The organism is Bradyrhizobium sp. HKCCYLRH1030, assembly GCF_051168395.1.
Taxonomy (GTDB): Bacteria; Pseudomonadota; Alphaproteobacteria; order Rhizobiales; family Xanthobacteraceae; genus Bradyrhizobium.
Genome location: NZ_JBNPUY010000014.1, coordinates 82,100 through 107,817 on the forward strand (window position 1 = coordinate 82,100; position 25,718 = coordinate 107,817).

26 protein-coding genes are annotated in these 25,718 nt (G+C 66.6%); 9 read left to right on the forward strand and 17 right to left on the reverse strand.

Annotated features, from left to right (window positions below):
- Position 1: 1 nt before the first annotated feature.
- Complete coding sequence (glk, locus tag ACQR1E_RS30625; RefSeq protein WP_316191976.1) at positions 2–982, reverse strand: glucokinase; 981 nt, start codon at positions 980–982, stop codon at positions 2–4.
- Between the two features lie 2 nt (positions 983–984).
- A complete protein-coding gene (locus ACQR1E_RS30630) occupies positions 985–2,337 on the reverse strand; it encodes a GH1 family beta-glucosidase (RefSeq protein WP_315714391.1) in 1,353 nt (450 codons plus the stop codon).
- 212 nt (positions 2,338–2,549) lie between these two features.
- Between ACQR1E_RS30630 and ACQR1E_RS30635 the strand changes: the two genes are divergently transcribed.
- Genes ACQR1E_RS30635 through ACQR1E_RS30655 form a run of 5 tightly spaced genes read left to right on the forward strand, consistent with a single transcriptional unit; the run spans position 2,550 to position 7,953 of the window.
- The gene (locus tag ACQR1E_RS30635) at positions 2,550–3,500 is read left to right on the forward strand and encodes an ABC transporter permease (protein ID WP_316194277.1); all 951 of its coding nucleotides are present in this window, start codon (positions 2,550–2,552) and stop codon (positions 3,498–3,500) included.
- An 8-nt stretch (positions 3,501–3,508) separates the two neighbouring features.
- Entirely contained in the window at positions 3,509–4,375 is an 867-nt protein-coding gene (locus ACQR1E_RS30640) for an ABC transporter permease (RefSeq protein ID WP_316191975.1), read from the forward strand.
- Entirely contained in the window at positions 4,372–5,382 is a 1,011-nt protein-coding gene (locus ACQR1E_RS30645) for an ABC transporter ATP-binding protein (protein ID WP_316194278.1), read from the forward strand. The genes ACQR1E_RS30640 and ACQR1E_RS30645 overlap by 4 nt, the downstream gene beginning before the upstream one ends.
- On the forward strand, positions 5,379–6,431 hold the full coding sequence (locus tag ACQR1E_RS30650; RefSeq protein WP_315714264.1) for an ABC transporter ATP-binding protein: 1,053 nt from the start codon (positions 5,379–5,381) through the stop codon (positions 6,429–6,431). The genes ACQR1E_RS30645 and ACQR1E_RS30650 overlap by 4 nt, the downstream gene beginning before the upstream one ends.
- A gap of 34 nt (positions 6,432–6,465) precedes the next feature.
- Positions 6,466–7,953, forward strand: a complete 1,488-nt coding sequence (locus ACQR1E_RS30655; RefSeq protein ID WP_315714265.1) for an ABC transporter substrate-binding protein — start codon at positions 6,466–6,468, stop codon at positions 7,951–7,953.
- 210 nt (positions 7,954–8,163) lie between these two features.
- On the opposite strand, the gene ACQR1E_RS30660 is transcribed toward ACQR1E_RS30655, so the two are convergent.
- Both ACQR1E_RS30660 and ACQR1E_RS30665 read right to left on the reverse strand, forming a co-directional pair.
- Entirely contained in the window at positions 8,164–8,325 is a 162-nt protein-coding gene (locus ACQR1E_RS30660; protein ID WP_315714266.1) for a hypothetical protein, read from the reverse strand.
- Positions 8,326–8,335: 10 nt separating this feature from the next.
- Positions 8,336–8,578, reverse strand: a complete 243-nt coding sequence (locus ACQR1E_RS30665; RefSeq protein WP_315714267.1) for a hypothetical protein — start codon at positions 8,576–8,578, stop codon at positions 8,336–8,338.
- On the opposite strand from ACQR1E_RS30665, the gene ACQR1E_RS30670 reads away from it, so the two are divergent.
- The gene (locus tag ACQR1E_RS30670; RefSeq protein WP_315714268.1) at positions 8,571–9,464 is read left to right on the forward strand and encodes an NAD(P)/FAD-dependent oxidoreductase; all 894 of its coding nucleotides are present in this window, start codon (positions 8,571–8,573) and stop codon (positions 9,462–9,464) included. The genes ACQR1E_RS30665 and ACQR1E_RS30670 overlap by 8 nt on opposite strands.
- A gap of 282 nt (positions 9,465–9,746) precedes the next feature.
- On the opposite strand, the gene ACQR1E_RS30675 is transcribed toward ACQR1E_RS30670, so the two are convergent.
- From ACQR1E_RS30675 to ACQR1E_RS30700, 6 genes are read right to left on the reverse strand one after another with little or no spacing between them, the layout of a single operon-like run.
- Positions 9,747–10,604: an ABC transporter permease gene (locus ACQR1E_RS30675; protein WP_315714269.1), complete on the reverse strand. Its 858-nt coding sequence runs from the start codon at positions 10,602–10,604 to the stop codon at positions 9,747–9,749.
- Positions 10,601–11,530 (reverse strand): ABC transporter permease, encoded by a 930-nt coding sequence (locus tag ACQR1E_RS30680; protein ID WP_315714392.1) that lies wholly within the window; start codon positions 11,528–11,530, stop codon positions 10,601–10,603. The genes ACQR1E_RS30675 and ACQR1E_RS30680 overlap by 4 nt, the downstream gene beginning before the upstream one ends.
- On the reverse strand, positions 11,530–12,522 hold the full coding sequence (locus ACQR1E_RS30685) for an ABC transporter ATP-binding protein (protein WP_315714270.1): 993 nt from the start codon (positions 12,520–12,522) through the stop codon (positions 11,530–11,532). The genes ACQR1E_RS30680 and ACQR1E_RS30685 overlap by 1 nt, the downstream gene beginning before the upstream one ends.
- On the reverse strand, positions 12,519–13,493 hold the full coding sequence (locus ACQR1E_RS30690; RefSeq protein WP_315750445.1) for an ABC transporter ATP-binding protein: 975 nt from the start codon (positions 13,491–13,493) through the stop codon (positions 12,519–12,521). The genes ACQR1E_RS30685 and ACQR1E_RS30690 overlap by 4 nt, the downstream gene beginning before the upstream one ends.
- Before the next feature lie 4 nt (positions 13,494–13,497).
- Positions 13,498–15,135: an ABC transporter substrate-binding protein gene (locus tag ACQR1E_RS30695; protein ID WP_434897955.1), complete on the reverse strand. Its 1,638-nt coding sequence runs from the start codon at positions 15,133–15,135 to the stop codon at positions 13,498–13,500.
- A 48-nt stretch (positions 15,136–15,183) separates the two neighbouring features.
- Positions 15,184–16,005: a sugar phosphate isomerase/epimerase family protein gene (locus ACQR1E_RS30700; protein WP_316186755.1), complete on the reverse strand. Its 822-nt coding sequence runs from the start codon at positions 16,003–16,005 to the stop codon at positions 15,184–15,186.
- Between the two features lie 209 nt (positions 16,006–16,214).
- On the opposite strand from ACQR1E_RS30700, the gene ACQR1E_RS30705 reads away from it, so the two are divergent.
- Complete coding sequence (locus ACQR1E_RS30705; RefSeq protein WP_316186756.1) at positions 16,215–17,366, forward strand: hypothetical protein; 1,152 nt, start codon at positions 16,215–16,217, stop codon at positions 17,364–17,366.
- Positions 17,367–17,407: 41 nt separating this feature from the next.
- On the opposite strand, the gene ACQR1E_RS30710 is transcribed toward ACQR1E_RS30705, so the two are convergent.
- Positions 17,408–18,052, reverse strand: a complete 645-nt coding sequence (locus ACQR1E_RS30710) for a Vgb family protein (RefSeq protein WP_316186757.1) — start codon at positions 18,050–18,052, stop codon at positions 17,408–17,410.
- 28 nt (positions 18,053–18,080) lie between these two features.
- Complete coding sequence (locus tag ACQR1E_RS30715; RefSeq protein ID WP_434842780.1) at positions 18,081–19,301, reverse strand: helix-turn-helix domain-containing protein; 1,221 nt, start codon at positions 19,299–19,301, stop codon at positions 18,081–18,083.
- Positions 19,302–19,387: 86 nt separating this feature from the next.
- Here ACQR1E_RS30715 and ACQR1E_RS30720 point away from each other — a divergent pair, with 86 nt between their 5' ends.
- Positions 19,388–20,149 carry a DUF899 domain-containing protein gene (locus ACQR1E_RS30720; protein ID WP_316201226.1) on the forward strand — a complete coding sequence of 254 codons (762 nt, stop codon included), beginning with the start codon at positions 19,388–19,390 and terminating at the stop codon, positions 20,147–20,149.
- A gap of 17 nt (positions 20,150–20,166) precedes the next feature.
- Positions 20,167–20,454 carry a hypothetical protein gene (locus ACQR1E_RS30725; RefSeq protein WP_434842781.1) on the forward strand — a complete coding sequence of 96 codons (288 nt, stop codon included), beginning with the start codon at positions 20,167–20,169 and terminating at the stop codon, positions 20,452–20,454.
- Positions 20,455–20,761: 307 nt separating this feature from the next.
- On the opposite strand, the gene ACQR1E_RS30730 is transcribed toward ACQR1E_RS30725, so the two are convergent.
- From ACQR1E_RS30730 to ACQR1E_RS30750, 5 genes are all read right to left on the reverse strand, one after another.
- Positions 20,762–21,547 carry an ABC transporter ATP-binding protein gene (locus tag ACQR1E_RS30730; RefSeq protein WP_315827719.1) on the reverse strand — a complete coding sequence of 262 codons (786 nt, stop codon included), beginning with the start codon at positions 21,545–21,547 and terminating at the stop codon, positions 20,762–20,764.
- Positions 21,544–22,317: an ABC transporter permease gene (locus tag ACQR1E_RS30735; RefSeq protein WP_316192036.1), complete on the reverse strand. Its 774-nt coding sequence runs from the start codon at positions 22,315–22,317 to the stop codon at positions 21,544–21,546. Before ACQR1E_RS30735 ends, ACQR1E_RS30730 begins: the two co-directional genes overlap by 4 nt.
- Before the next feature lie 214 nt (positions 22,318–22,531).
- Positions 22,532–23,476: an ABC transporter substrate-binding protein gene (locus tag ACQR1E_RS30740; protein ID WP_434897956.1), complete on the reverse strand. Its 945-nt coding sequence runs from the start codon at positions 23,474–23,476 to the stop codon at positions 22,532–22,534.
- A gap of 128 nt (positions 23,477–23,604) precedes the next feature.
- Positions 23,605–24,342, reverse strand: a complete 738-nt coding sequence (gene hutC / locus ACQR1E_RS30745; protein WP_316193200.1) for a histidine utilization repressor — start codon at positions 24,340–24,342, stop codon at positions 23,605–23,607.
- Positions 24,339–25,697 (reverse strand): formimidoylglutamate deiminase, encoded by a 1,359-nt coding sequence (locus ACQR1E_RS30750; RefSeq protein ID WP_315714285.1) that lies wholly within the window; start codon positions 25,695–25,697, stop codon positions 24,339–24,341. Before ACQR1E_RS30750 ends, hutC begins: the two co-directional genes overlap by 4 nt.
- Positions 25,698–25,718 lie beyond the last annotated feature (21 nt).

A 25,718-nucleotide genomic window follows, 5' to 3' on the forward strand; every position in this document is an offset into this window, starting at 1 on the left:
CTCAGTGGGTCGGGGAGCCGCCGCTCGCGGTGATGCCGGCCTCGAAGAACGATTTGAGACCGAGGAAGCTGATGTCGGGCTTGATAACGAGATGAACCGGGATCGGACGCAGATAGCTGTCATAGCGCCCCTTGCCCTCGAACTGCCGGCGGAAATCGGATCTGGCAAAGTAGTCCGGAAACCGCGGCGGGATGCCGCCGGCGATGTAGACGCCGCCGCGGGCGCAGAAGGTGAGCGCGAGGTTGCCGGCGACGGCGCCGAGCCAGGCGCAGAACATGTCGAGAGTCGCGCGGCTGGTGGCGCAACTGCGGTCCAGCGCGGCGTGAGTGATCGCTGCGGCATCGCGCGGCGGCACCGTGACCCCGTCGACCGCGGCAATGGCCTGATAGACGTTCGCAAGGCCCATGCCCGACAGCGCACGCTCGATCGAGACATGGCCGAAGCGCTCGCGCATCTTGGCGAGCACGGCGGCCTCGCGCGCCGTCGTCGCCGGCAGCGTGGCATGGCCGGCCTCGGTCACGGCAACCGTGGGACGGCCTTCTGCCGGGAGATAGCACGCGGCGCCGAAGCCGGTACCGGGGCCGATCACCAGCATCGGCGCGCCGTCGACCGCGGCGCTTCCGCCAAGCGGAAACAGGTCGTCGGGATGCAGCGCCGGCAGCGACCAGCCGACCGCCTCGAAATCGTTCAGGAGCTTGGCCGAGCGCAGCTTGAACCGCTCCGCCAGCTCGGCGCCGTCGATCACCCAGGTCGAGTTGGTGAGCATGCCGCGATTGCGCTCGATCGGGCCGGCGATGTCGAGCACGGCCGCGGTGGGCGGGCCGCCGGCGGCGTGTCGCAACAGGAAGTCGGTGATCGCGTCCGTGATGGTCGGGAAGTCGGCGACCTTGAGATGCGCGACCTCGCCGATGACGTGGCCGTCAAGCAGCGCGAACCGCGCATTGGTGCCGCCGATGTCGCCCAGAAGAACGCGTTCGCTCATCCTCACTCTTCCGCCCGGTTGTGCCGCCCGGCGGGATCGTCGGATACCCGGTGAGCGGCAATCATGTTCGAATACCACCGCGCCGACGCCTTGGGAATGCGGCGCTGGGTGGCGCGATCGACATAGACAATGCCGAAGCGCTGCGAATAGCCCGCTCCCCATTCAAAATTATCCAGGAGCGACCAGACGAAATAGCCGCGCACGTCGGCGCCCGCCGCGATCGCCTGTTCCATCGCGGTCGTATAGGCCTTGAGATAGCCGATCCTGCCGTCGTCCTGGATGCAGCCGGATGCATCGACGGTGTCATTGGCCGCCGTTCCGTTCTCCAGCACGTAGATCGGAAGCCGGAACCGGCTGTGGATGTCCAGGAGCGTATCGCGGAACGCCTCGGGCACGACGGGCCAGCCGATTGCGCTGCGCGGCACTGCCGCGGGAGGCGCTCCGAAGCTGGCGCCCATCAGGTTGCTGCCCGCCTTGATGTAATGCGGCGAATAGTGATTGAGCCCGAACCAGTCGACGGGGCGGGCGATCTGCGCCATGTCGCCGGGTGCGATATAGGGCGCGACGGCGTCCTGGAGCTCCGGCGGGTAGCAGGCAAAGGCCTGCGGAAACGGGAAGGCATCGTTCCAATAGGCGGCGAGCCGCAAGGCGGCCGCGGCGTCCTCCGCACTGTCGCTCGCAGGGTAGCAGGGCTGCCGATTGTGGATGGCGCCGATCGAGGCGCCGGCTACGTCCCTGCGCAGCACGTCGACGGCGCGGCCATGGCTGAGATTGACGTGATGAATGGCCTTGTGCAGGGCCGCTCCGTCGGCGATCCCCGGCGCGTGCCAGCCGAGGCCGTAGCCGAACAGCGTGAACACGCAGGGCTCGTTGAAGGTGGCGAAGCGCTTGACCCGGTCGCCATAGCGCCGCGCGACCAGCGCGGCATAGTCGGCGAACCAGCCGACGATGTCGCGGTTCTGCCAGCCGCCGAGCGCCTCCAGCGCCTGCGGCAGGTCCCAGTGGTAGAGACAGAGCCACGGCTCTATCTCAGCGGCAAGCAGGGCGTCGATGAGGCGATCGTAGAAGGCGAGGCCGGCTTCGTTGGCCGCGCCGCGGCCTTGCGGTAGCAGCCGCGGCCAGGCGATCGAGAACCGATAGGCATTGAGGCCGAGATCGCGCATCAGCGCCACGTCCTCCGCGTAGCGATGATAGTGATCGCAGGCGGTCTCGGCGGTGTCGTTGTGGCTCACCCGGCCGGGGGCGCGCAGATAGACATCCCAGATGCTGTCGGCGCGGCCGTCGAGGTGCGCCGCGCCCTCGATCTGGAAGGCCGAGGTCGAGGCGCCCCAGAGAAAGCTCGGACGGATGGTCATGATCGAGATGGGCCCTTGCGTTGTTGCGATCAGCCGCATGATGGCGGTCGCCGGCGCTCCGCCGTTGACCGGGATCAAGCCGGCGATACCCCGGCGGATGCGGTGTGTGAAGGTGCCTCCGCCCGGCAATGGCAATCATGAAGGCAACGGGCTTGCATCGGAGCCGAAAGCTGTGGAACGTGCGGCCGCCGAAAACTGGAGTCCCGGCGCGAATGAGCGTTTTTCTGCTGCGGCGCTTCCTGACCTTGCTGGCGACCCTCGTCGGCGCGTCGCTGATCATATTTCTGGTGCTCGACGCGCTGCCGGGCAATGCCGCCCAGATGCTGATGGGCGCGGATGCCTCGCCGGATGCGGTCAGGGCGCTGACGGTCAAGCTCGGGCTGGATCAGCCGCTGGCGTTGCGTTACCTGCACTGGATCGGCGGCCTGCTGAGCAGCGATCTCGGCAACAGCTACGCCTATGGCACGCCGGTGGCCGAACTGATCCGCGAGCGGCTGGCGATGACCATTCCGCTCGCGATCCTGGCCATGGGGCTCACGACCGTGCTGGCGCTCACGGCCGGCATCTACACGGCCGCCAATCACAACCGTCTCGGCGATGTCGGCGTCATGTCGCTGACCCAGATCGGCATCGCCTTGCCGAACTTCTGGTTCGCGATCCTGCTGATCCTCCTGTTTGCGGTGAAGCTGCAATGGCTGTCGGCCGGCGGCTTTCCCGGCTGGGAGGACGGCATCTGGCCGGGTCTGCGGGCGCTGCTGTTGCCGGCTGTGGCGCTGGCAGTGGTGCAGGCCGCGATCCTGGCGCGGGTGACGCGCTCGGCCGTGCTCGACGTTCTGCGCGAGGATTTCGTCCGCACCGCGCGCGCCAAGGGCCTGACGAAGCGCGAGGTGCTGTGGCAGCACGTGCTGCGCAACGCCATGATCCCGGTGCTCACCGTGATGGGGCTGCAATTCGCCAACCTGCTCGCCGGTACCATCGTGATCGAGAACGTGTTCTATCTCCCGGGCCTGGGGCGCCTCATCTTCCAGTCGATCGCCAATCGCGACCTGATCGTGGTGCGCAACTGCGTGATGCTGCTGGCGGCCATGGTGATCATCGTCAACTTCGTGGTCGATGTCCTGTATGCGGTGATCGATCCGCGCATCAAGGTGCACGAGCTGTGAGTTCCGCCGTGGTCGTTCAAACGGGCGCTGCGCCTGCGTCCAACGCGTTCTGGCGCCGCGCGCTGCGCCATCGCAGCTTCACGATCGGCGCGCTGCTCTGTCTGCTGGTGCTCGGCGCCGCGCTGCTGTCGCTGCTCTGGACGCCATGGTCGGCCTATGAGATCGATGTCGCGTCCAAATTGCGGCCGCCATCAGCAGCGCATTGGCTGGGCACCGACGTGCTCGGCCGCGACATCGTCTCGCTATTGCTGGTGGGTGCGCGCGCGACCATTCTGGTCGGCATCATCGCCGTCGGCATCGGTCTCACCTGCGGCGTCTGCCTTGGCCTGATCGCAGCTGCGCAGCGCGGCTGGACCGAGGAACTGATCATGCGCTTCAGCGACTTCACCTTCGCTTTTCCTGCGGTACTGTCGGCGATCATGCTGGCGGCCGTGATCGGGCCGGGCATGGTCACGTCGATCACCGCGATCGGCATCTTCCAGATCCCGGTGTTCGTGCGCGTCACCCGCGGCTCGGCCGGTGCGGTCTGGGCGCGCGAGTTCATCCTGGCTGCGCGCGCCGCCGGCAAGGGCCGCTTCCGCATCACCATCGAGCACGTGCTGCCGAACATCTTGTCGATTCTGATCGTGCAGGCGACGATCCAGTTCGCGCTGGCGATCCTGGCGGAAGCGGCGCTGTCCTATCTGGGCCTCGGCACGCAGCCGCCGCAGCCGTCCTGGGGACGCATGCTGAACGATGCGCAGACCCTGTTGTTCCAGTCGCCGAGCCTCGCCGTGTATCCCGGTGCCGCCATCGCGCTCGCGGTGCTCGGCCTCAACCTGCTCGGCGACGGCCTGCGCGATCTGCTCGACCCACGGCTGGCGAGGCAGCGATGACGGTAGGCGATCAGCCTCTGCTCGATGTGTCGGGTCTCGGCATCCGCCTCAATACCAGCCGCGGCTCGGCGCAAGCCGTGCGCGAGGTCTCCTTCACGCTCCGGCGCGGCGAGACGCTCGGCATCGTCGGCGAGTCCGGTTGCGGCAAGTCGATCACGGCGCTCGCTCTGCTTGGCCTTCTGCCTGACAGCGCCGTCGTCAGCGGCAGCATCACGCTCGATGGCCGCGAGCTGGTCGGTCTCGGTGATGCCGAGTACTGCAAGCTGCGCGGCAACCGCATCAGCATGATCTTTCAGGAGCCGATGACCGCGCTCAACCCGATGCATACGATCGGTCATCAGGTGGCCGAACCGCTGCTGCGGCATATCGGCTGCACGGCGACCGAGGCGAAACGACAGGCGATCGCGCTCCTCGACCGCGTCGGTCTGCCGGATCCCGCCCGACGCTACGGCGCCTATCCGCACCAGTTCTCCGGCGGCCAGCGCCAGCGCATCACCATCGCGATGGCGCTCGCCTGCAAGCCCGACGTGCTGATCGCCGACGAGCCGACCACTGCGCTCGACGTCACCATCCAGCGCCAGATCCTCGATCTCATCGCCGATCTGGTCGCCGAGCGCGGCATGGCGATGATCTTGATCTCGCATGATCTTGGCGTCATCGCCGAGAACGTCCAGCGCATGATCGTGATGTATGGCGGCACGGTGGTCGAGAGCGGCACCACGGACGCCGTGTTCTCGCGCATGGGGCATCCCTACACGCAGGGCCTGTTCCGCGCGCGGCCGCGGCTCGGGGCCCGCAAGGGCACGCGCCTTGCGACCATCGCCGGTACCGTGCCGGAGCTCGCCGATCTGCCGGCCGGTTGTCCGTTCGCAGATCGCTGCGGGCTGGCGATCGACGCCTGTCGCACGGCGCTGCCGCCGTCGATCGAGATCGGCGCCGGGCACGGCGTCCGGTGCATCCGGACCGGCGTCGCGCTCGCGTGTGATCCGGCGGGAGTGGTCGCTTGAGCACCGCCGCGCAAGGAGTTGCAGAGACGCCGCTGCTCGAGGTCAGGGATCTCGTACAGCGCTACACGCTGCCGCGAGAGAGTCTGCTGCGGCCGCCCGGCGAGGTGCTCGCGCTGAACGGCGTGTCGCTGTCGTTGAAGGCGGGCAAGAGCCTCGGCATCGTCGGCGAGTCCGGCTCTGGCAAGTCGACCCTGGCGCGGCTGATCATGGCGCTGGAGCGGCCGTCAGCGGGATCGGTGCTGATGGTGGGCCGCGATCTCAACCGCCTCCCGGTGGATGAGCTGCGGCGGGCGCGCCGCGATTTCCAGATGGTATTTCAGGATCCGTACGGATCACTCGATCCGCGCCAGACCATTGCGCGCATCGTCGCCGAGCCGCTGACCGCTCTCGAACACTCGGATCGCGATTCTCTCCGCAGGCGCGTCGCGAGCGTGCTGCGGCAGGTCGGATTGCGCGATGCCGACATGGACAAATATCCGCATGAATTTTCCGGGGGGCAGCGCCAGCGCATCGCGATCGCGCGGGCCCTGATCACCCAGCCGAAGCTGATCGTCGCCGACGAGCCGGTGTCGGCGCTGGATGTCTCCGTGCAGGCGCAGGTTCTCAACCTGATGCAGGATCTGCAGGAGCAGTTCGGCCTGAGCTACGTGCTGATCAGTCATGATCTCGCGGTCGTCGACTATCTCTGCGACGAGGTTGCGGTGATGTATCTCGGCCGCATCGTCGAGCGCGGGCGGCCGGAGGACTTGTTCGGAAGTTGCGCGCATCCCTACACGCGGGCGCTCCTCGACGCCGTGCCGCGGGCCCAGGCCGGCGCGGTCCGGCGCCGTCGCGAGAGCGTTGCGATCGCTTCGCAATCCCTCGGCGCGGCCGGATGCGCCTACGCGCCCCGTTGTCCGCTCGCCGATGCCCGGTGCCGCGCGACGGCCCCCGCGTTGCGAGCGCTCACCGGACAGCATTCCGCTGCCTGCCATCGGGCGGAAAGCGTAATGGCGCTGCCGGCGCTCGTCGCAACGGAACTGCAGCCACTTGTCTCGAAGCCGCTTTGACGCGTAATTTGGCTTCCTCAGGGAGAAACAAACAATGTTCAAGAAACTATCGATCATCGCCATGGCCGCGCTCGTTGCGGCCGTCGCGCCGGCTCTCGCGCAGAGCAAGAAGGATAGCGTCGTTGTCGGCATGACCTTGGAGCCGCCGGGGCTCGATCCGACCAGCGCGGCCGCGGCGGCCATCGCCGAGGTGACGCTCTACAACGTCTATGAGACGCTGACCAAGATCAACGAGGACGGCTCGGTCTCGCCGCTGCTGGCCTCGAGCTGGCAGGCCTCGTCCGATCTGAAGAGCTACACGTTCAAGCTCGCCAAGGGCGTGAAATTCCAGAACGGCGAGGCGTTCGATTCCGCCGCGGTGAAGTTCTCGTTCGAGCGCGCCGGCGCCGCCAACAGCACCAACAAGGACAAGGCGCTGTTCCAGGCGATGGAGTCCGTGACGGCTCCCGACGCGGAGACCATCGTCGTCAAGCTGAAATATTCTGAGCCCAACCTGCCGTTCCTGCTCGGACAGGCCACCGCCTCGATCGTCGAGCCGAAGAGCGCGCCGACCAACGCGACGCAGCCGGTCGGTACTGGACCGTACACGCTGGGGAGCTGGGCCAAGGGCTCGTCCCTGACCTTGAACAAATGGCCCGACTATCGCAACGCCGCAGCCGTGAAGCTGTCCAAGGTGACGATCCGCTTCATCTCCGATCCGGCAGCGCAGGTCGCTGCGCTGTTGTCGGGTGACGTCGATGCCTTCCCGCGCGGCACCACGGCGCGCACCATCGCGCAGTTCAAGTCCGACCCGCGCTTCACCGTGCTGATCGGCGGCTCAAAGGCGAAGACGATCGTCACCATCAACAACAAGAAGAAGCCGCTCGACGACGTCCGCGTCCGCCGCGCGATCCTTGCTGCGATCGATCGCAAGGCGATGGTCGAAGGCGCCGTCGACGGCCTGGGTACGCCGATCGGCAGCTTCTACGTGCCGGGCTCGCTCGGCTATGTCGACACCACCGACATCAATCCCTACGACCCGGAGAAGGCCAAGAAGCTGCTCGCCGAAGCCGGCGTGACCACGCCGCTGCAACTGTCGCTGCGGCTGCCGCCGCCGGCCTATGCCCGCCAGGGCGGCGAGGTGCTCGCGGCTCAATTGGCCAAGGTCGGCATCGTCGCCAAGATCGAGAATCTCGAATGGGCGGCGTGGCTGTCACAGGTCTTCAACGGACCGCATGATTTCGACCTGACCATCGTCTCGCATGTCGAGCCGTTCGATCTCGTGAAGTTCACCGACAAGAATTACTACTTCGGCTATCAGTCCGAGGCCTTCGACAAGCTCTACCAGTCGATTGTCGATACGCCGAACGAGACCGAGCGCGCCAAGCTGCTCGGCGATGCCCAGCGCATGCTGGCGACCGATGCCGCTGCGGGCTTCCTGTTCCAGCCGCAGTGGATCACAATCATCAACAAGAAGCTCAAGGGTGTCTGGAAGGACGTGCCGCAGTTCGAGAATGATTTCTCGAGCTGGTCGTGGGAATGATGACGACCCCGCTTCGCGCGGCTTTGCGGTGACACTGCAGAATACAGCGCCCTCTCCCCTTGTGGGAGAGGGCATCGCAAGCCCGTCCGCAAACTCTGTCCTACTTGCCTCCCACAAGGGGAGAGGGCGCAATAACGACCGCCGCGCTGTCTGGTCGAACGCAATACTTCAACTTGAGCGCTGAGGTGAGCCCCACGATCCCTTGCCCAATCAGTTCGGCCAATCGATCGGCGTGAAGCGCAACTGCCGCCGCCGCATCTCGGCCTGGAGCTCCTGCGCATACTGCTTGGCCCGATCGCCGATCAAACGGTAGGGGCCCCCGATCCGGCTGTCGGCGGCCACCTGCTTTCGGACACTTTCGTAGTACGCCATCAAGCTTTCATCAGTCGAATTTACAAATCGCATCCACGCGCCCTCGCAACAAATCCCCTCGCTGCCAAGTTTGCACGGCTTTTCCGCCGCGGCAGTGACATAGGTTAACGTCCCTCAGTGGCAAAAGTTCCACTTGTGTTCCAGAGAGTTCCGGGTCGATTTCATCGACACGTTTGCCGAAATGTTTTCCGCGCGAGAACTTTCTGCTCCGATGCAGCTTGAGCCAGGACTGGAGCAGGGCGGCAATGCGCACCGAAGTCCTCGTCATAGGCGGCGGGCCAGCTGGACTGATGGCCGCGATTTACCTGGCCCGGTTCCGGCGTGGGGTCGTGGTCGTCGATGGCGGCGCATCGCGGGCGGCGCTGATTCCGCGGAGCCACAACCTGCCGGGGTTCCCGAACGGCATGCCCGGAAGCGAGCTGCTCGCACGAATGCAGCGGCAGGTCGAGGAACTTCACGTTCCTATCGTCCGGAGGACGGTGAGCGCTCTCGAGACGCATGACGGAGATCTGGTCGCGACTCACGAGCGCGGTGCGGTCGCGGCACAGCGCGTCATCCTCGCGACGGGTATCGTCGACAAGCAGACGTCGCTCGCCGATTGGAGAGCGGCGGTCCGTGACGGCGAGCTGCGCTATTGTCCGGTCTGCGACGGCTTTGAAACCATCGACCACAAGATCGCCATCGTGGGCGCGCTCGGTCACGCCGCTGGCAAGGCGCTGTTCATGCGCGTCTACAGTTCGGACGTCACCTTGATCCCGATCGATGATGAGCAGGATGCGGCGAAGCGGCAGGAGCTCGCCGCCGCCGGCGTTCGGGTGACGCCACAACTTCATGCGTTGCAGCGCCAAGACGGTGCGATCGAGGCGTCATTCGTCGACGGCAGCAGCGAACGGTTCGAGATCGTGTATCCTGCGATGGGCGCCGATGTTCGCTCCGAGCTCGCCATCAAGCTCGGCGCGCGGCATACATCCGATGGCTTTCTCGAGGTCGATGCCAAGCAGCGCTGCGGCGTCGCGGGACTCTATGGCATCGGCGACGTCGTCACCGACCTGCATCAGATCGCGGTGGCATTCGGCCATGCCGCGGTCGCCGCCTGTCACGCGCATCATTCATTGCCGATGCGTCATGCGGAAGCGTAGCGGCTAGGCAGCATCGAATTGATCGCAATCTGAAGTCGCGATATTATATATAAGTGCCGTTTAAGTTGATGTGTCGGACCATGATTCATGGACAGAAGATCGGCGTGCATGACTGCGGCATTGAGCTGTCGCGAGGAGGCCGAACGCGATCCGGCTCGCCGCGATCAGTGGTTGCAGCAGGCGTCGAGATGGATGGCGCTGGCGGGCGAGCAAGCGGGGCATGCCCTGATCATCTGCGAGCATAGTGCCGCGGCGAGTCACGAGGCTCGTCGCTGATCGAGGCTATTGCAGCGTCGGATCGAGCCGGTCGCGCAGCCAGTCGCCGATCATCGAGACGGCGAGCGTCGTCACCACGATGGTGATCGCCGGTGCCAACATGATCCATGGTGCGCGCGTCAGATATTCGCGGCCATAGCCGACCATGTTGCCAAGGCTCGTCATCGGCGGCTGCACGCCGAGGCCGAGGAAGGAGAGACCGGACTCCAGCAGGATGACTTCGGGAAACACCAGCGTCATCGACACGATGAGGGTCGAGGCGATGTTCGGCAGGATGTGCCTGAGATAGACGCGCTGCGGCGTTGCGCCGAGCTGTCGGACGGCGGCGGCATAGCCTTGTGCATTGGCGGAGATGGCGAGGCCGCGCGCGATGCGCGCATAGCGCTCCCAGCCGAACAGGCCCATCAACCCGATCAAGAGCGGCAGCGAGTTGCCGAAGAAGGCGAGCACGGCGAGCGCCAGAATCAGGAACGGCATGCTGGCCTGGAAGTCCGCCAGCATCAGCACGGCCTGCTCGACCAGGCCGCGGAAATGCGCGGCGAGAAAGCCGAGCGTGGTGCCGGCGATGGCGGAGATCGCGGTCGCGCCGAACGCGATCAAGAGCGAAATCCGGATCGACACGATCAGACGCGACAGCACGTCGCGACCGAGCTCGTCGGTGCCGAGCCAATGCGCCGGGTTGCCCGGCAGCGACAGGCGATGGCGCAGATCGAATTTGGTGAAGCCATGCGGCGCGAGCTGATCGGCGAAGATCGCCAGCAGCAGCATCGCGACGATCCAGCCGACTGCGATGGTCACGGAGACGGGAATGTTCGGCCAGCACAGCCGCCGCGCGGCAGGCGATTTCAATGCAAGGTCGGTCATGCCTCGGCTCCCTTGCTGCGCAGCCGCGGATCCAGCAGGCCGTAGAGGAAGTCCACCATCAGGTTCGACGTGACCATGGTCATCGCCACCAGCAGCAGGATGCATTGCACGACCGCGAGGTCGCGGTTGGCGACGGCGACGACCAGGAGACGGCCGACGCCGGGCCAGGAGAACACGCTCTCGACGACGACCGCGCCGGCGATCAGGCTGCCGACCATGAAGCCGAGAATGGTGACGGTGGGGATCGCCGCGTTGGGCAGCGCGTGATCCGTGATCACCCGGCGCCACGGCACGCCCTTGGCCGACGCCGTTCTGATGTAGGGCTGGCCGAGAATTTCCAGCATGGCGCTGCGCGTGAACCGCGCCAGCACCGCGGCGCCGCCGAAGCCGAGCGTCACGATCGGCAGGATGGCGTGCCGCCACGAGTCCTGTCCGCCCGACGGCAGCCAGCCGAGCTGCACGGCGAAGATCAGCACCAGGATCAGGGCCAGCACGAAGCTCGGCACCGTGAAGCCCGCCACCGCCGTGATCATCACGGCGCGGTCGATCGCCGATCCGCGGTGCAGCGCGGCGTAGATGCCGGCGGGAATGCCGAGCAGCACTTTCAGCAGGAACGCCGGAATGGTCAGCGCCAAGGTCGCGGGGATGCGCTCGATGACGAGCTGGATCGCGGGCCGGCCGTCGCGCATCGAGCGTCCGAGCTCGCCCTGGCCGATCGCCTTGAAGTAGTCGAGATACTGCATCCAGATCGGATGATCGAGACCCCACGCCTTGCGGAAGGCGGCGATGACCTCGGGCGGCGCCTCGGGCCCCATGATCATCAGCGCGGGATCGCCCGACAGCCGCAGCACGATGAAGGCAAAGGTGACGACGAGTGCGATGGTCAGCAGCGCACGCGCCAGGCGGATGGCGAAATAGCGCAGCATCACGCGGCGACCTCGGTCTGCGACTGCAGCCCCGAAACGAGATGACAGGCCACCTGGCGCTGCCGATCCAGCGCGGCGAGCGCGGGCAACTCGTTGGCGCAGCGGGCGGTCGCGTGGCTGCAGCGCGGGTGGAAGGCACAGCCGGCGGGGCGCGCCGCCGGATTCGGCGGGTCGCCCGTCAGTACGATGCGGCTGGTGCTGCGGCGTCCCGGAGCAGGGGAAGCGGACACCAGCGCCTGCGTGTAGGGATGTTGCGGCCGCGCGAACAGGTCGTCGGCATCGCCATATTCGACGATGCGGCCGAGATACATCACGGCCACCTTGCTGCTGATCTGCCGGACGACGCGCAGATCATGGCTGATGAACAGCATCGTCAGACCGAGCCGGACCTGGAGATCGACCAGCAGGTTCACCACCTGCGCCTGGATCGAGACGTCGAGCGCGCTGACCGGTTCGTCGCAGACGAGGAAGTCGGGCTTGGTCGCCAGCGCACGGGCGAGCACGATGCGCTGGCGCTGACCGCCCGACAGCGCGCCGGGATAGCGGGCGCCATGGCCGTCGTTGAGATCGACAGCCTGGAGCAGCTCATGCACGCGCGCGTCGCGCTCGGCGGCCGTGCCGATGTCGTGGATGTCGAGCGGCTCGCGGATCTGCGCGGCAACGGGAAGTCGTCGATCGAGCGCGCCGAGCGGATCCTGGAAGATCATCTGCATGCGCGCGCGCTGGGCGCGCCACGCCGCCGAGCCTGGTGCTGCGATCGGGGCGCCGTCGAAGCGCACACTGCCGCGGTCGGGCGGCTCGAGACCGAGCACCATGCGGCCGGTGGTGGATTTGCCGGAGCCGGACTCGCCGACGATGCCGAGCGTCTCGCCCTTTTGGATCGAGAAGCTCAGGCCGTCGACGGCGTGGACGGATGCGGCGCGTCCGAACAGGCCGGTCCTCATCCGATAGGTGCGCGAGATCGCCTGGACCTCGACCAGCGGCGCTGTCATTCGGCGGCGAGCTCCATCGGCAGGCGCTGCGGCCGCAGGCAGGCCACCGCGCGGTCCGGCTCGACCGGCGCCAGCGGCGGCACGCCGGCATGGCAGCCGTCGCCGGCAAACGTGCAGCGCGGCGCGAAGGCGCAGCCGCTGGGCAGTGCGCGCGGATCAGGCACTGTTCCGGGAATGGCCTGCAGCCGCCGCCTGACGCCATCGAGCGGCGGCAGCGCGCCGATCAGGCCCTGCGCATAAGGGTGCCAGGGATCATCGAACAGCCGCGTCGCGGGCGCGCGCTCGACGATGCGGCCGGCATACATCACGCAGACGTGGTCGCAATTCTCCGCGACGACGCCGAGGTCATGGCTGATCAGGATCATCGCCATGTTGAACTCGCGCCGGATGGCCGACAGCAGATCGAGGATCTGCGCCTGGATGGTGGCGTCGAGCGCGGTGGTGGGTTCGTCGGCGATCAGCAGCTCGGGCTGTCCGGCCAGCGCCATTGCGATCATGATGCGCTGGACTTGGCCGCCGGAGAACTCGTGCGGATAGGCGGACAGCCGGCGTGCCGCATCGGGGATGCCGACGAGATCGAGCAGCCTGAGCGCCTCGGCCCGCGCAGCCTCGCCGCGCAGCCCGCGATGCAGCGCGAGGCTTTCGCACAACTGGCGCCGGATCGTGAGCACCGGATTGAGCGCGCTGGCGGGATCCTGGAAGATCATCGCGATGCGGCGGCCGCGCACCTGGTCGAGCACCTTGCCGTCAGCGCCGAGCAGCTCGCGGCCTTCGAGCCTGGCCGAGCCTGATACTTTCGCCTTGCCGGGCAGGAGACCCAGCGCCGCGAGCCACGTCACCGACTTGCCGGATCCGGACTCGCCGACGAGGCCGATGGCCTCGCCCCTACCGATGTCAAGATCGATGCCGTGCAGCACGGGCGTGCCGTCGAAGGCGACCTTCAGTTCGGAGATGCTGACCAGCGGCGCCACGGCGTCACGCACCGTAGTTGCCGGTGCGGAAGTCCATCGCGAAGGCCGGCGAGGCCTTCCACTTGATCGACTTCGGCTTGGCGGTGAAGGTCGCGTTCTGGTGCAGCACCGTGTAGGCGGGGTCCTCGCGCTCGGCGATCTCCAGCATGCGGCGGAACGCCTTCTTGCGCGCCTCGCGATCGGTCGAGGTCTCCAGGAATTCGGAAAGACGATTGAGCTCGTCATTGCTCCATTCGCCGACCTGCTGCTGCTGGCCGTTGGGGCCATGCTGGGCGACGAGCGAGGAGACGGGATCGTTGAACGCGGCCGAGTTGGACCAGTCGCGCACCGCGCGGGTCGGAGCGCGCTCGAGAATCTGGGACCAGTTCTCCTTGGTCTCGATCTGAACGTTGAGGCCGACCGCCTGCCACATCTCGACCAGCACCTGCGCGGTCGCGACCTGGTTGGTGTAGTAGTTGTTGAGCAGTCGATACGGGATCGGGTCACCCTTGTAGCCGGCCTGCTTGAGCAGGTCCTGTGCCAGCTTCGGATCGAATGCCGGCACGCTCCAGTCGGCGATGAACATGTCGCCGTAGAATTCCCACTGCAGGCCCTTCGGCACCCGGGTGCGGCCGGCCCACAGGCTGTCGACGATGGCCTGGCGGTCGATCGCATGGGTGAAGGCGCGGCGCACCAGCGGATTGGCGAGCTGCGGGTGGTTCTTGTCGAACACGGTGAGACGGTGATTGAGGATGGTGCCGCCCTGGACCTCGAACGCCGCGTTCTTCTCGATGCCGGCGATCTGGTCCGGCGGGATGTCGCAGGCGAGCTGATATTCGCCAGACAGGAGCCCGTTGATGCGGCTCGCGACCTCCGGCACTTCCAGGAATCGGATGCGCTTCAGCGGCGGACGGCCACCCCAATATTCGTCATGGGCTTCGAGCGTCAGCGACACGTCCGGCTTGAACTCGACGATCTTGTAGGGACCCGTCGTGATCGGCTTGCGCGCCCAGTCGAGATAGCTCGCCGCTTCCTCCCAGCCGCGCCGGCTCATGATGTCGGAGCCATAGCGCATCAGGCGGCCTTCGATGGTGACGTCGGGCGTCGCGTTGACGAAGCGCACGGTGTATTTGTCGACGGCGTCGACGCGAACCAGGTCCGGCCACATCCGGCGCGCGACGCCAATCACGTCCGGCGGCAGCTCCTTGCCCGGGCGCGGCGTCGGGATCTTCTCGAACGCCTTGATGGTGGTGCGGCTCTTGGCCTCGCTGTCGCCGAACATGCGCTCGCGGCTGAACGAGAACACGACGTCCTCGGACGTCATCTCGTCACCATTGTGGAACTTGACGCCCTGGCGCAGCTTCAATTCGACGGTCTGGTCGTCGATGCGCTTCCACTCGGTGGCGAGGCCGGGGACGGCTTCGAGATTGCCGCGGAAGTTCTTCGAGATCAGGCTTTCCCACAGCGACGAGTAGAACACGCGCTCGCCGACATTGGACTGCTCGCGCAGCACGTCGAGCACGTTCGAATTGGTCACCTTCTGCACGGCGATGGTGACCGAGGGACGGTTGTCTCCCTGCGCGATCGACACGCGCGGCAGGATGAAGCTGCCGCCGATCGCGGCGCCGGCGCCGAGCAGGCCGCGGCGGGTGAGCTTGGTCATGGCAATCTCTCTAGGGTGCGAGGTTGTCAGGAAATGACGGTCGTTGGCTTACTGAGCGAGGCCGAGCGCGGCGAGGTGCGCTGCGCCGGCCTTGACGTGATCGTGGTTGCGCAATTCGAGGATCAGGCGCGGATTGGAGCTGAGCTTCGCCAAAGCGCGGAACACGGCGATCCAGCGAATGTTGCCTTCGCCGGGCGCCCAGTGTCGGTCGGCATAGCCGTCGGTGTCCTGCAGATGCACATGGGTCAGCATGTCGCCGGCGGCATCGACGTAGTAGTCGACCGGCGGCGCGCCGGTGGAATGGTGCGCGTAGTTGGCATGGCCGGTGTCGAGCGACACCCGGACCTTGTCGCTGCCGAGAGCCTTGGCGAGCGTGACGCGATCCAGCGGGTTCTTGTCCTCGATGTTCTCGATCACCAGCTCGCAATTGGCCTGCTCGGCCGAGGCTATGACGTCCGACAGCGTCGCACGGACACGCTCGATCAGCTGCTCGCGATTGTCCGGCAGCATGTCGATGTTGTTGTAGTCCCAGGTCGTGTAGGGCGAGTGGATTACCATCTGGGTGGCGCCGAGGAACTCTGCGACTTCCAGGCCCTGCAGCAGCCGCTTGGTCACGGCGCGGCGGATCATCGGGTCGTGGCTGGCGATGGTGAAGCCCCAGAACGGGCCGTGGATGCCGAGCCGGCCGGTATGGCCCGACAGCATCGACTTGATCTCGCGCGCGGTGCCGCGCCAGTCGCTGTCGAGCAGGTCGGCGCGGAAGAAGTCCTGGATCTCGAGATCCCGCTGGCGCTCGAGCAGCCAGTCGGTGTGGGCCGGAATCGATTTGACGGAGAGAGCGGCGCCCAGGACAGGCAGCGTGGCGGACATTTGGCGAGATCCCTTCTTGAGACCTCGTGAGCGCTAGCGGAGTTCGATGACGCCCCCATGAAGGGCTGTGGATGGCGACCGCGACATCTTGTGTGGTTGAGCCCGCGGCAGGCCGCAGTCGTTCTATTCCTGGGGTAGACGAACGCGCTCGGGATCTACTTGACGTAGCCGCGGGAATTGCAACAATGCGGCAAAAACGGGGATGTGCGATGACGGTGCGGCGGGCAATCCTTGGCGCGATGCTGTCGGTCCTGATACTGACCTCAGTGGCGCTGATCGAGGCGTCCTTGATAGCGGCTGCTTACGCGAAGGGACCGTATGGCACGATCTCGGTCGCCGGATGGTCGGGCGGCGCCTATACTGACGACAACACCGGCAAGTTCTCCAGCTGCATTGCCTCGGCGAGCTACAAGAGCGGCATCAATTTCGGCGTGCTCGCGCTGCCGACCTACAATTGGGCGCTCGCCTTCATTCATCCGAGCTGGTCGCTGTCGCAGGGGCAGAAGTTTCCCATCGTGCTCAGCTTCGACGGCCGCAATTCGTACAACGTCGAGGGCTCGGTCTGGTCGGCCAACATGGTCGTGGTTCCGATGCCGAACGATTCCAGCCTGATCAAGGCGTTCCGGGCGGCGCGGACGATGTCCGCCTTCGCACAGGGCAACCTGTTCCAGTTCGATCTCAACGGCACCTCCGTGCTGTTGCCCTCGCTGGCGAACTGTGTGCGCATGATCAATGCCGGTGGGATGGCCGCGGCGACGAACTTCACGGTGCAGCCCGGCGCCGCTTCGGCGCAGCGTCAGGCCGTGCCCCCCGTCGCGACCACGCCGGCCGCGACAGCGAGCGTGCAGCCGGCACGTGCGTCCGAGGATTCGCCCGAGCTGCAGCTCGAGGCGATGCAGATCGCCTCCAACTTCATTCTGAAGGCGGCGCTGTCGCATCCGGCGATCCTCGGCGGCGGCGAACGGCCGGTGTGGCTGACCGCAGGCGGCGTCGCCTGGAAGGCGGACAATGCCACCGGCTTCGTCCGGATCGTGCCGCCGCAGCGCAACCTGGACGGCCTGGAAGTCGCAGCCACGATCATCGGCAACGACGCGCGCGACTGCAAAGGCAAGTTCATCTCCGCCCGCAACAGCGAGCTGGTCGACAGCGCGGTGGTGTTCCGCGGCATGTCGTCCTGCGAGGACAGCGAGAAGTCGGACATCGCCGAGTACTTCATCTTCCCGCGCAAGGCGGGCGGCTTCGTCCTGTTCTCCGTGATCACGCCGACCAAGCCGATCGGCGGCGGCGGCCAGCAGTTGCAGACGCGCGAGGAAGCCAACGCCAACTTTCGCAAGGCGGCGTTCACATCCATCGCGAAGTAGGCTGCCTCCGCTCGCTGAGCCTGCTGTGGCTCATTTGCGTGTTACCCCCGTGCCTGCTTCGGCCGCCTGACCGCACGCACCTTGCCGCTGCCGCCGCCGCCGCAATACAGCGTCTCGCTCCCGTCGGACTCCATGCCGGAGACGCCGGTGCCGACCGGCATGTCGAGCTGATCGAGGACCTCGCCGGTCGCGGGATCGATGCGCCTGATGTCGCTGACATCGTCCTCCCAGGTGCCGTGCCAGAGCTCGCCATCCACCCAGGTCACGCCGGTGACGAAGCGCGTGCAGGAAATGCTGCGCAGGATCTGCCCGGTTGCCGGATCGATCTGGTGGATCTTGCGGTCGCGATAGGCACCGACCCAGAGCGACCCTTCAGCCCAGGCCAGCCCGGAATCGCCACCGCCCGAGGGCGCCGGGATCGTCGCGAGCACGCGGCCACTGTCGGGATCGACCTTGTGGATGCGATCTTCGGCGATCTGATAGAGATGCTTGCCATCGAAGGCGGTCCCGGCATGCGAGGGCACGTCGAGCGACTTGCGGACCGCGCCGTCGGCAGGATCGAACGCCTTGATGCTGGCGCCGGTCGCAATCCACACCTGCTCGCCGTCATAGCTGACGCCGTTGACTCGGTCGGTGCCGTCGAACGGGCCGTATTCGCGGATGATCTCTGCAGGTGCGCGTGTCATGACCTTCTCCATTGCTGACGGCAGCACGCTAATCGAGCGACGACCACGCCGGGAGTAACAAGCTGGTCGCGAATGCCGGCACCACCGGACAGGTCCAGCGCTGCGCGCGGCCGCGGCCGAACGACTGGACCTTGCCGGACAGAGCGAGCGCGTCGAGCGCGCGCTGCATCGTGCGCTGGCTGGCGCCGAGCGCCAGCGCAAGGCCGGAGCTCGACCACGCCTCGCCGTCGGCGAGGCAGGCGAGCACGGGCGCATTCTCGTCCTCGATCGGCTGTGCCAGCACGACGACGCGGCGGCCATCGCGCGGCAGCAGGGCAAAGCCGCCGCGCGTCGCATTGACGTCGGCCATGTCTTTCAAGAGCCGGCGCAAGCGCCCGATCTCGACACGCAAGCGGGCGCGATGCGACTCATCGGCTTCCTTGCCGCGGAAAGCCGCGGCGATCAGCTCCGATCGCGAGACATCATCGGGCGTCGCCTCCGCCAGCCTGCGGGCGAGAGCAAACAACACCGGACGCCGCGCCAACGGCACGACGAGGCTGCCCTGGCGCACCACGAGCCGGCAGGCATCGACGATCAGGCCGTCGGATCGGAAGAGCGCTTCGACCTCATCGAGCTGCAGCAGCCGTTGCTCGCCTCCTCGGATCAAGCGAGCGGCCGGCGCGGACAGCGTGGCCGCGAGCCGCTCGACCTCGGCTTGCAGCTCCGGACTCCGCGTCCGCCAGGCCATGGCTCCGGCCCGCTCGAGCGCCGCCTGCGCCGCCTTGGTCTGCAGGCGGCGCAGCGCCAGGCCGGCGACGATCAGTTCATAGATGGTGCGCGCCGCCGGCTGCAGCGGCGAGGGATCGAGATCGGCGAGCCCCCGCTCGGCGTCATCGAGGTGGCCGATGAGGACCATGCGCCGGATTTCGAGGCTCCGCGCATAGGCGGCATTGGTGCGGTCGCCGTGCTGCTCCAGCGTTGCGCGCGCCTCGGCCAGCGCCTTCGTCGGCCACGACAGATCGCGCGCCGCCAGCGCGATCTCGGCCTCCGCCACGGCGCAGCGGGCGCGCGCCATGGCCGCCTTCGGGCCGAAGCTGCGCGCGGCCTGGCGCAGCAGCGCCTTCGCCCTGATGACATCGCCGAGCCTGGCCATCGCGATGCCGCGCAGCGCCAGCGCCGGCGGATCGTCGCGCAGCGCGACGCGATTGAGCGCGCCGAGCGGATCACCCGCGGCCAGCGCCTGTGCCGCCGCCGAGATCAGCGAGTCCATGCAAATCCCGCCACACTTGTCACTCCGCATTCCTCCCGCGGCGATCCTAGTCTCAGATGCGGTCAACACGCAAAAGGAACACCGACATGACCATGCATCTCACCGGAACTCGCGAAGACTGGCTCAAGGCACGCCTCGATTTGCTGCAGGCCGAGAAGGAGTTCACCCGCCGCGGCGATGAACTGGCGCAGCGTCGCCAGGCCTTGCCCTGGGTGCGCGTCGATAAGGCCTATCGCTTCGATACCGAGGAGGGGCCTGCCAGCTTGCCCGATCTGTTCCAGGGCCGCTCGCAGCTCCTCGTCTATCACTTCATGTTCGGCCCCGACTTCCAGGCCGGCTGCCCGTCCTGCTCGATGATCGCCGACGGCTTCAACGGCTTCCAGGTCCATCTCGCCAATCACGACGTGATGCTGTGGGCGGTGTCGCGCGCGCCGCTGGCGAAGCTCAGGGCCTACAAGAGCCGCATGGGCTGGAGCTTCCCCTGGGCGTCGTCGGCGAGCAGCGATTTCAACTTCGACTTCAATGTCGCGATCACCGAGGAGCAGCAGCGCCAGGGGGGCAGCGAGTACAACTACCGCACCAGCCCGCCGATGAAGCCGTCCGACGTCCCGGCCATGGTGGCGGAAGTCGCCGCCGGCACCGGCACGGACGGCGCCACCTTCATGCGCGACCGCCCGGGCATGAGTGCCTTCATTGTCGAAGACGGCGTCGTCTACCACACCTATTCGAGCTACGCCCGTGGCCTCGATGGGCTGTGGGGCGCCTATCAGTGGCTCGACCGCGCGCCGAAGGGCCGCAACGAGCAGGGCGTGTGGTGGCGCCGCCGCGACGAATACGCGGCGCGCTGAGAGCAGGGAGTGAAGCCATGGCGTTCGTCCCGTCCAAGCGGCGCGCGATGCCGGACCTCGCTGAGGCACTCCGCTTTGCTGCGGCGCCGACCTTCGCGTTGATGGCGGTGCTGAACGCCATGGCCCGCGACGGCCGGGCAGATATGATCTGCTCGGCGATGCCGGCGGGCGCGCCGCTCGGCGACATGACGGTCATGTATCTGCTGATGAGCGCGTTTCACTTGGTGCCGTGGCTGAAGCGGATGCGGCGGAGCCGGCCGAGGGCGAGGTCCGCCGGGGCTCGATCGCAGCAGCCTTTGAGTTAGTTCGGCGTCGACCAGCGTTGGTTGCCGAGAGAGACCCCTCACCTGAGCGAGCCCGCGGGTGGGCCGGCGATGCCCTCTCCTACAAGGGGCGAGGGCGCTGTATCGGGCAGTCTTGTCGCGGCGATCGTTGGGAAAGTACTGCTCGCCATTCGAGCCTGCGCAGGGCCAGTTACTGCGCCCTCTCCCCTTGTGGGAGAGGGCATGTAAGACAGCGCGGCACACTCACTTGGGTGAGGGGTATGTTTCCGCAAGCATCACCGCCAGTTTGAGCGCACAGTTAAACACCGCGCACCGCGACAGCGCGGCGTCACGCCTCCGCGGCCACCTTCAGCGCCTCGGCCCGGATCTCCTCCACCAGCCGCTCCTTCAGCGCGACGAACTCCGGCGACGTCTTGATCTTGTAGGAGCGGGGATGCGGCAGCTCGATCTTGATGTCGGCCTTGACGCGGCCGGGGCGGGCGCTCATGACCAGCACGCGGCTGCCGAGGAAGATCGCCTCCTCGATGTCGTGGGTGACGAACAGCACCGTCTTCTGGTCGCGCTCCCAGATGCCGAGCAGCATCTCCTGCATCAGCACGCGGGTCTGGTTGTCGAGCGCGCCGAACGGCTCGTCGAGCAGCAGGATTTTGGGATCATTGGCGAGCGCCCGCGCGATCGCGCAGCGCTGCTGCATGCCGCCGGAGAGCTGCTTGGGCCAATGGTTCTCGAAACCCTTGAGGCCGATCTGCTGGATGAAGCGGTCGGCGACGGCGTTGCGCTTGTCCTCAGGCACGCCGCGCTCGCGCAGGCCGAAGGCGATGTTCTCACGCACGGTGAGCCAGGGAAACAGCGTGTAGGACTGGAACACCATGCCGCGATCGGCGCCGGGTCCGGTCACCTCGCGGCCATCGAGCAGCACCTTGCCGCTGGTCGGATGATCGAGCCCGGCGACGATGCGCAGCAGGGTCGACTTGCCGCAGCCGGAGGGGCCGAGGATGGTGACGAAATCGTTGTTGCCGATGGTGAGCTCGACCGGCTCCAGCGCGCGCGTCGGCGCGCGGCCCTGGCGGGCCGGGAACGTGCGTGAGACCTTGTCGATGACGAGCGTGGTCATGCGAGCTTCCACGGGAACAGCCAGGCGTTGAATGCCTTGAACAGGAAATCCGAGATCAGCCCGATCAGGCCGATGATGATGATGCCGAAGATGATTTGCCCGGTGTTGAGCAGCGCCTGGCTGTCGGTGATCATGTGGCCGATGCCGGAGGACGAGCCGATCAGCTCGGCGACGATGACGTAGGTCCAGGCCCAGCCGAGCACCAGCCGCAGGATCTCGGCTATGTCGGGCGCCGCCGAGGGCAGCAGCACGCGGCCGATGATGCCGCGATCGCTGGCGCCGAGCGTATAGGCTGCCTCGACGAGATCGCGCCGCGTGTTGCCGACGGTGACCGTGATCATCAGGATGATCTGGAACACCGAGCCGATGAAGATGATCAGGAGCTTCTGCAACTCGCCGATGCCGGCCCACAGGATCAGGAGCGGGATGAAAGCGGAGGCGGGCAGATAACGCGCGAACGAGACGAACGGCTCGAGGAACGCCTCGATCGGCTTGTAGGCGCCCATCAGGAGGCCGAGCGGAACGGCGATGACGGCCGCGAGCACGAAACCGCCGACGACGCGCCAGACGGTCATGCCGATGTCGGTGAGGAAGCCGAACTTGACCAGCAGGTCCCAGCCCTCGCGCAGCATGGTCAAGGGATCTGCCAGGAACGTCTTCGGCACATAGCCGCCAAACGTCGCCAGCGACCACGCCGCGACGAAGACGACGAAGAAGGCGAGGCCGAGCGCGGTTCTCGATCTGGCGCTGACGGGTTCGAGAGGTCGGATCACGGATCGGGCTTTCGTGTTGGGTGCGGCCCGCGAGGGGGCGCGGGCCGCTGATGTTGAGTTGGCTTCGGAATACGCTGCTCAATATCGGGCGGGATGCCTCAACACCGTCATTGCGAGGAGCGAGCGACGAAGCAATCCAGAGTCTCACGCTGGGCCCTGGATTGCTTCGCTTCGCTCGCAATGACGGATCGTGCGGGGCACCCTTCAGCGCCTACTTGTTGAAGCTCGCATCATACAGATCCTCGATCTTCGGGATCTGCTTGATGATGCCGACCTCGAGCAGGAGCTCGGCCGCCTCCTTGTTGAAGGTCTTGAACTCCGTCTCAAAGAACTTCTGGCTCGCGGCCTTGTCCTGCCAGCGCAGATACTTCGCGGAGTTGCCGAACTGCTCAGCCGTCTGCTTCACGTCGGCACCCATGATCTCATAGGCCTTGGCCTGGTCCTTGGCGATCATGTCCAACGCCTCGAAATAGCTGTCGGCGAGCGCCTTGGCGGCCTTCGGATTCTCGGACAGGAACTTCGGTGTGCAGCCGAAGGTGTCCATCACCATCGGATAATCCAGGGTGGTGGCGATGATCTTGCCCTTGTCAGGGGCAGCTCGGACGGTCGACAGATACGGCTCGTAGGTCATCGCCGCTTCGTTCTGGCCGGAGACGAAGGCCTGCGCAGCGGCGGCCGGCTCCAGGTTCACGATGGTGACGTCCTTCACCGTGAGGCCGTTCTTCTTGAGCATCCAGGCCAGCCCGAAATAGGGCGAGGTGCCGGGCGCGGATGCTGCGACGGTCTTGCCCTTGAGGTCCTTGATGGAGGCGATGTCGTTGCGCACGGCCATGCCGTCGGCGCCGTAGCTCTTGTCGAGCTGGAAGATCTGCTTGGTGGCGACGCCGTTGGCGTTCCAGGAGATCCAGGTCTCGACCGTGGTCGCCGCGCACTGCACGTCTCCAGCGGCGATGGCGAGGTGGCGATCCTTCTGCGGGATCTTCTTGATGGTGACGTCGAGGCCGTTCTTCTTGAAGATGCCGGCTTCCTTCGCCAAGGTCAGCGGCGCAAAACCGGTCCAGCCGGAAATGCCGATACCGACCTTGACGTCGTCGGCATAGGCGGTCGTCGAGGCCAGGAGCGCGGCCGTTACTGCGAGTAGCCCAAATCTGCGCATCGTCATCGTCCTTTGCTGTGAGAAGAAAGCCCTTCGTGCGGCTCGCAGCCGTGACGGCTGCGATCTCCGCTCATCTCTGCAAGCGTGCTTGCAAATCCCATGCTCAGTTCGGGCGCGGGTGAGCTGTCTCATTCGCTGCCCCTGAACCGCGCCACGAGACGATGCTGCTCGCCGGGATAGAGCAGCCTGACAGCCGTGAGCGGCTGCCCCTTGCGCCAGGTGTGGCGCTCGATCACGAGGCAGGGTGCGCCGACCGCGATGTCGAGGCCTTCGGCGATTGCGTCGTCGGCGACGATGGCGCTGATCGCGTGCTCCGCCTCGGTCCAGGGCACGTGATGCAGCAGCCAGGAGCCCGGTGGATCGATCTTGAAATTCGCCTTCGCGGCATCGGGTACGGCGTCGAGATCGATCAGCCGGTCCTCGATCGCGAACGGGACGTTGTCGGCGCTGTGCCGGCAGCGGATCGCGATGACCTTGCACGGTGTCTTGACGCCGAGGCGCTCACGATCGGCGGCGTTGGCGGTGCGGCGCGTCGATGAGATCAGTTCATAGCCATAGGCGCGGCCGAGCGCGCTGATCTCGGCGCGGATGTCGGGGATCTTCAGCACCGCCGACAGGAACTGCGGACGCCGCACGAACGTTCCGGCACGGCGACGCCGCTCGATCAGGTCGGCCTGGGCGAGCTCCGATAGTGCCTTGTTCACGGTCATGCGTGAGCAGCCGTAATGCTCCATGATCTCGTGCTCGAACGGGATGCGGTGGCCGGGCGGCCATTCGCCGGTGAGGATGCGGCGCTCGATGTCCTGCCGGATCGTCTTGTAGAGCGTGCCGGCTCCCGGCTTGGCGCTGTCATCGGCGAGGCTCATGCGAGCAGCCTCCGCACCGCCGTGTTAAAGCCGCGCCTTGCCGCCTCGCGCGACCGATGATGGCCTCCCTGCACGACCTTGGCGCCGCCGGCCCAGACACAATCGATGGCGCCGTGCGACGTCGCGAAGATCCAGCCGTCGAGCAGCGCATCGCGCGTTCGCCCTGCGAGCGACGGATGCGACAGATCGAGCGTGAGGATGTCGGCGCGGCCGCCGACCTGCAGGCCGGCGAGCGGTTGCGCCAGCGCCTGTGCGCCGCCAGCAAGAGCGGCATCCAAGAGCGTGCGGCCTGTCGACGCATCCGGACCTGACGTCAGCACGTTGCGCTCACGATGCGTCAGCCGCTGGCCGTATTCGAGCTGGCGCAACTCGTCGCTCACGCCGACCAGCACGTTCGAGTCGGTCCCGACGCCGATGCGCCCACGCGCGCGCAGATAGTCGCGCGCCGGGAAGATGCCGTCGCCGAGGCTGGCTTCGGTGACCGGACAAAGGCCGGCCGTCGCGCCGCTCCTCGCAAGCGCCGCGGTTTCGTCCGCCGTCATATGCGTCGCGTGGATCAGGCACCAGCGGTCATCGACGTCGTGGTGATCGAGCAGCCATTGCACCGGGCGCTGGCCGGACCAGGCGAGGCAGTCCTCGACCTCCTTCACCTGTTCGGCGGCGTGAATGTGGATCGGGCCACCCTCGGCGAGCGGCAGCAGCGCGGCCAGTTCATCCGGCGCGACCGCCCGCAGGCTGTGTGGCGCGATGCCGAGATTGGCGCCATGAAGCGAGCTGATCGCCTTGCGGGAGGCCGTCAGCAGTTTGGCGAACTGATCGATATCGCAGATGAAGCGCCGCTGGCCGTCATGCGGCGCCGCGCCGCCAAAGCCGCCATGCGCGTAGAAGCTCGGTAGCAGGGTCAGGCCGATGCCGGATGTCTGGGCCGCCGCGGCGATGCGCCCCGCCATCTCGGAGACATCGGCGTAAGGCGTACCGTCGCGATCGTGGTGCAGATAATGGAATTCACCGACCCGCGTGAAGCCGCGCTCCAGCATCTCGACATAGAGCAGGACCGCGACCGCCTCGACATCCTCGGGGCGCATCGACAGGGCGAAACGGTACATCGTCTCGCGCCAGGTCCAGAACGTATCCGTCGAGTGGCCGCTGATCTCGGCAAGCCCGGCCATGCCGCGCTGGAACGCGTGGCTGTGCAGGCTGGCGATGCCGGGGATCGCGACCTCATGTTGCTCGTCGTCGGAGGTCGGAGGCACGCCGGCGGATACCGACTCGATTGCGCCATTGCTGATGACGACCTGCACGTCCTCGGCCCACCCCCTGGGCAGAAGCGCGGATGCGAAGTGCAGTGACGCCATGATCGATAAGCCCGCTGGACA

Excerpts from the sequence above, each read along its gene's own strand:
- glk (WP_316191976.1), bottom strand. The coding sequence starts at position 982 with ATGAGCGAACGCGTTCTTCTGGGCGACATCGGCGGCACCAATGCGCGG.
- ACQR1E_RS30630 (WP_315714391.1), bottom strand. The coding sequence starts at position 2,337 with ATGACCATCCGTCCGAGCTTTCTCTGGGGCGCCTCGACCTCGGCCTTC.
- ACQR1E_RS30635 (WP_316194277.1), top strand. The coding sequence starts at position 2,550 with ATGAGCGTTTTTCTGCTGCGGCGCTTCCTGACCTTGCTGGCGACCCTC.
- ACQR1E_RS30645 (WP_316194278.1), top strand. The coding sequence starts at position 4,372 with ATGACGGTAGGCGATCAGCCTCTGCTCGATGTGTCGGGTCTCGGCATC.
- ACQR1E_RS30655 (WP_315714265.1), top strand. The coding sequence starts at position 6,466 with ATGTTCAAGAAACTATCGATCATCGCCATGGCCGCGCTCGTTGCGGCC.
- ACQR1E_RS30660 (WP_315714266.1), bottom strand. The coding sequence starts at position 8,325 with ATGGCGTACTACGAAAGTGTCCGAAAGCAGGTGGCCGCCGACAGCCGG.
- ACQR1E_RS30670 (WP_315714268.1), top strand. The coding sequence starts at position 8,571 with ATGCGCACCGAAGTCCTCGTCATAGGCGGCGGGCCAGCTGGACTGATG.
- ACQR1E_RS30675 (WP_315714269.1), bottom strand. The coding sequence starts at position 10,604 with ATGACCGACCTTGCATTGAAATCGCCTGCCGCGCGGCGGCTGTGCTGG.
- ACQR1E_RS30680 (WP_315714392.1), bottom strand. The coding sequence starts at position 11,530 with ATGCTGCGCTATTTCGCCATCCGCCTGGCGCGTGCGCTGCTGACCATC.
- ACQR1E_RS30685 (WP_315714270.1), bottom strand. The coding sequence starts at position 12,522 with ATGACAGCGCCGCTGGTCGAGGTCCAGGCGATCTCGCGCACCTATCGG.
- ACQR1E_RS30695 (WP_434897955.1), bottom strand. The coding sequence starts at position 15,135 with ATGACCAAGCTCACCCGCCGCGGCCTGCTCGGCGCCGGCGCCGCGATC.
- ACQR1E_RS30700 (WP_316186755.1), bottom strand. The coding sequence starts at position 16,005 with ATGTCCGCCACGCTGCCTGTCCTGGGCGCCGCTCTCTCCGTCAAATCG.
- ACQR1E_RS30705 (WP_316186756.1), top strand. The coding sequence starts at position 16,215 with ATGACGGTGCGGCGGGCAATCCTTGGCGCGATGCTGTCGGTCCTGATA.
- ACQR1E_RS30710 (WP_316186757.1), bottom strand. The coding sequence starts at position 18,052 with ATGACACGCGCACCTGCAGAGATCATCCGCGAATACGGCCCGTTCGAC.
- ACQR1E_RS30715 (WP_434842780.1), bottom strand. The coding sequence starts at position 19,301 with ATGGACTCGCTGATCTCGGCGGCGGCACAGGCGCTGGCCGCGGGTGAT.
- ACQR1E_RS30720 (WP_316201226.1), top strand. The coding sequence starts at position 19,388 with ATGACCATGCATCTCACCGGAACTCGCGAAGACTGGCTCAAGGCACGC.
- ACQR1E_RS30725 (WP_434842781.1), top strand. The coding sequence starts at position 20,167 with ATGGCGTTCGTCCCGTCCAAGCGGCGCGCGATGCCGGACCTCGCTGAG.
- ACQR1E_RS30730 (WP_315827719.1), bottom strand. The coding sequence starts at position 21,547 with ATGACCACGCTCGTCATCGACAAGGTCTCACGCACGTTCCCGGCCCGC.
- ACQR1E_RS30740 (WP_434897956.1), bottom strand. The coding sequence starts at position 23,476 with ATGCGCAGATTTGGGCTACTCGCAGTAACGGCCGCGCTCCTGGCCTCG.
- hutC (WP_316193200.1), bottom strand. The coding sequence starts at position 24,342 with ATGAGCCTCGCCGATGACAGCGCCAAGCCGGGAGCCGGCACGCTCTAC.
- ACQR1E_RS30750 (WP_315714285.1), bottom strand. The coding sequence starts at position 25,697 with ATGGCGTCACTGCACTTCGCATCCGCGCTTCTGCCCAGGGGGTGGGCC.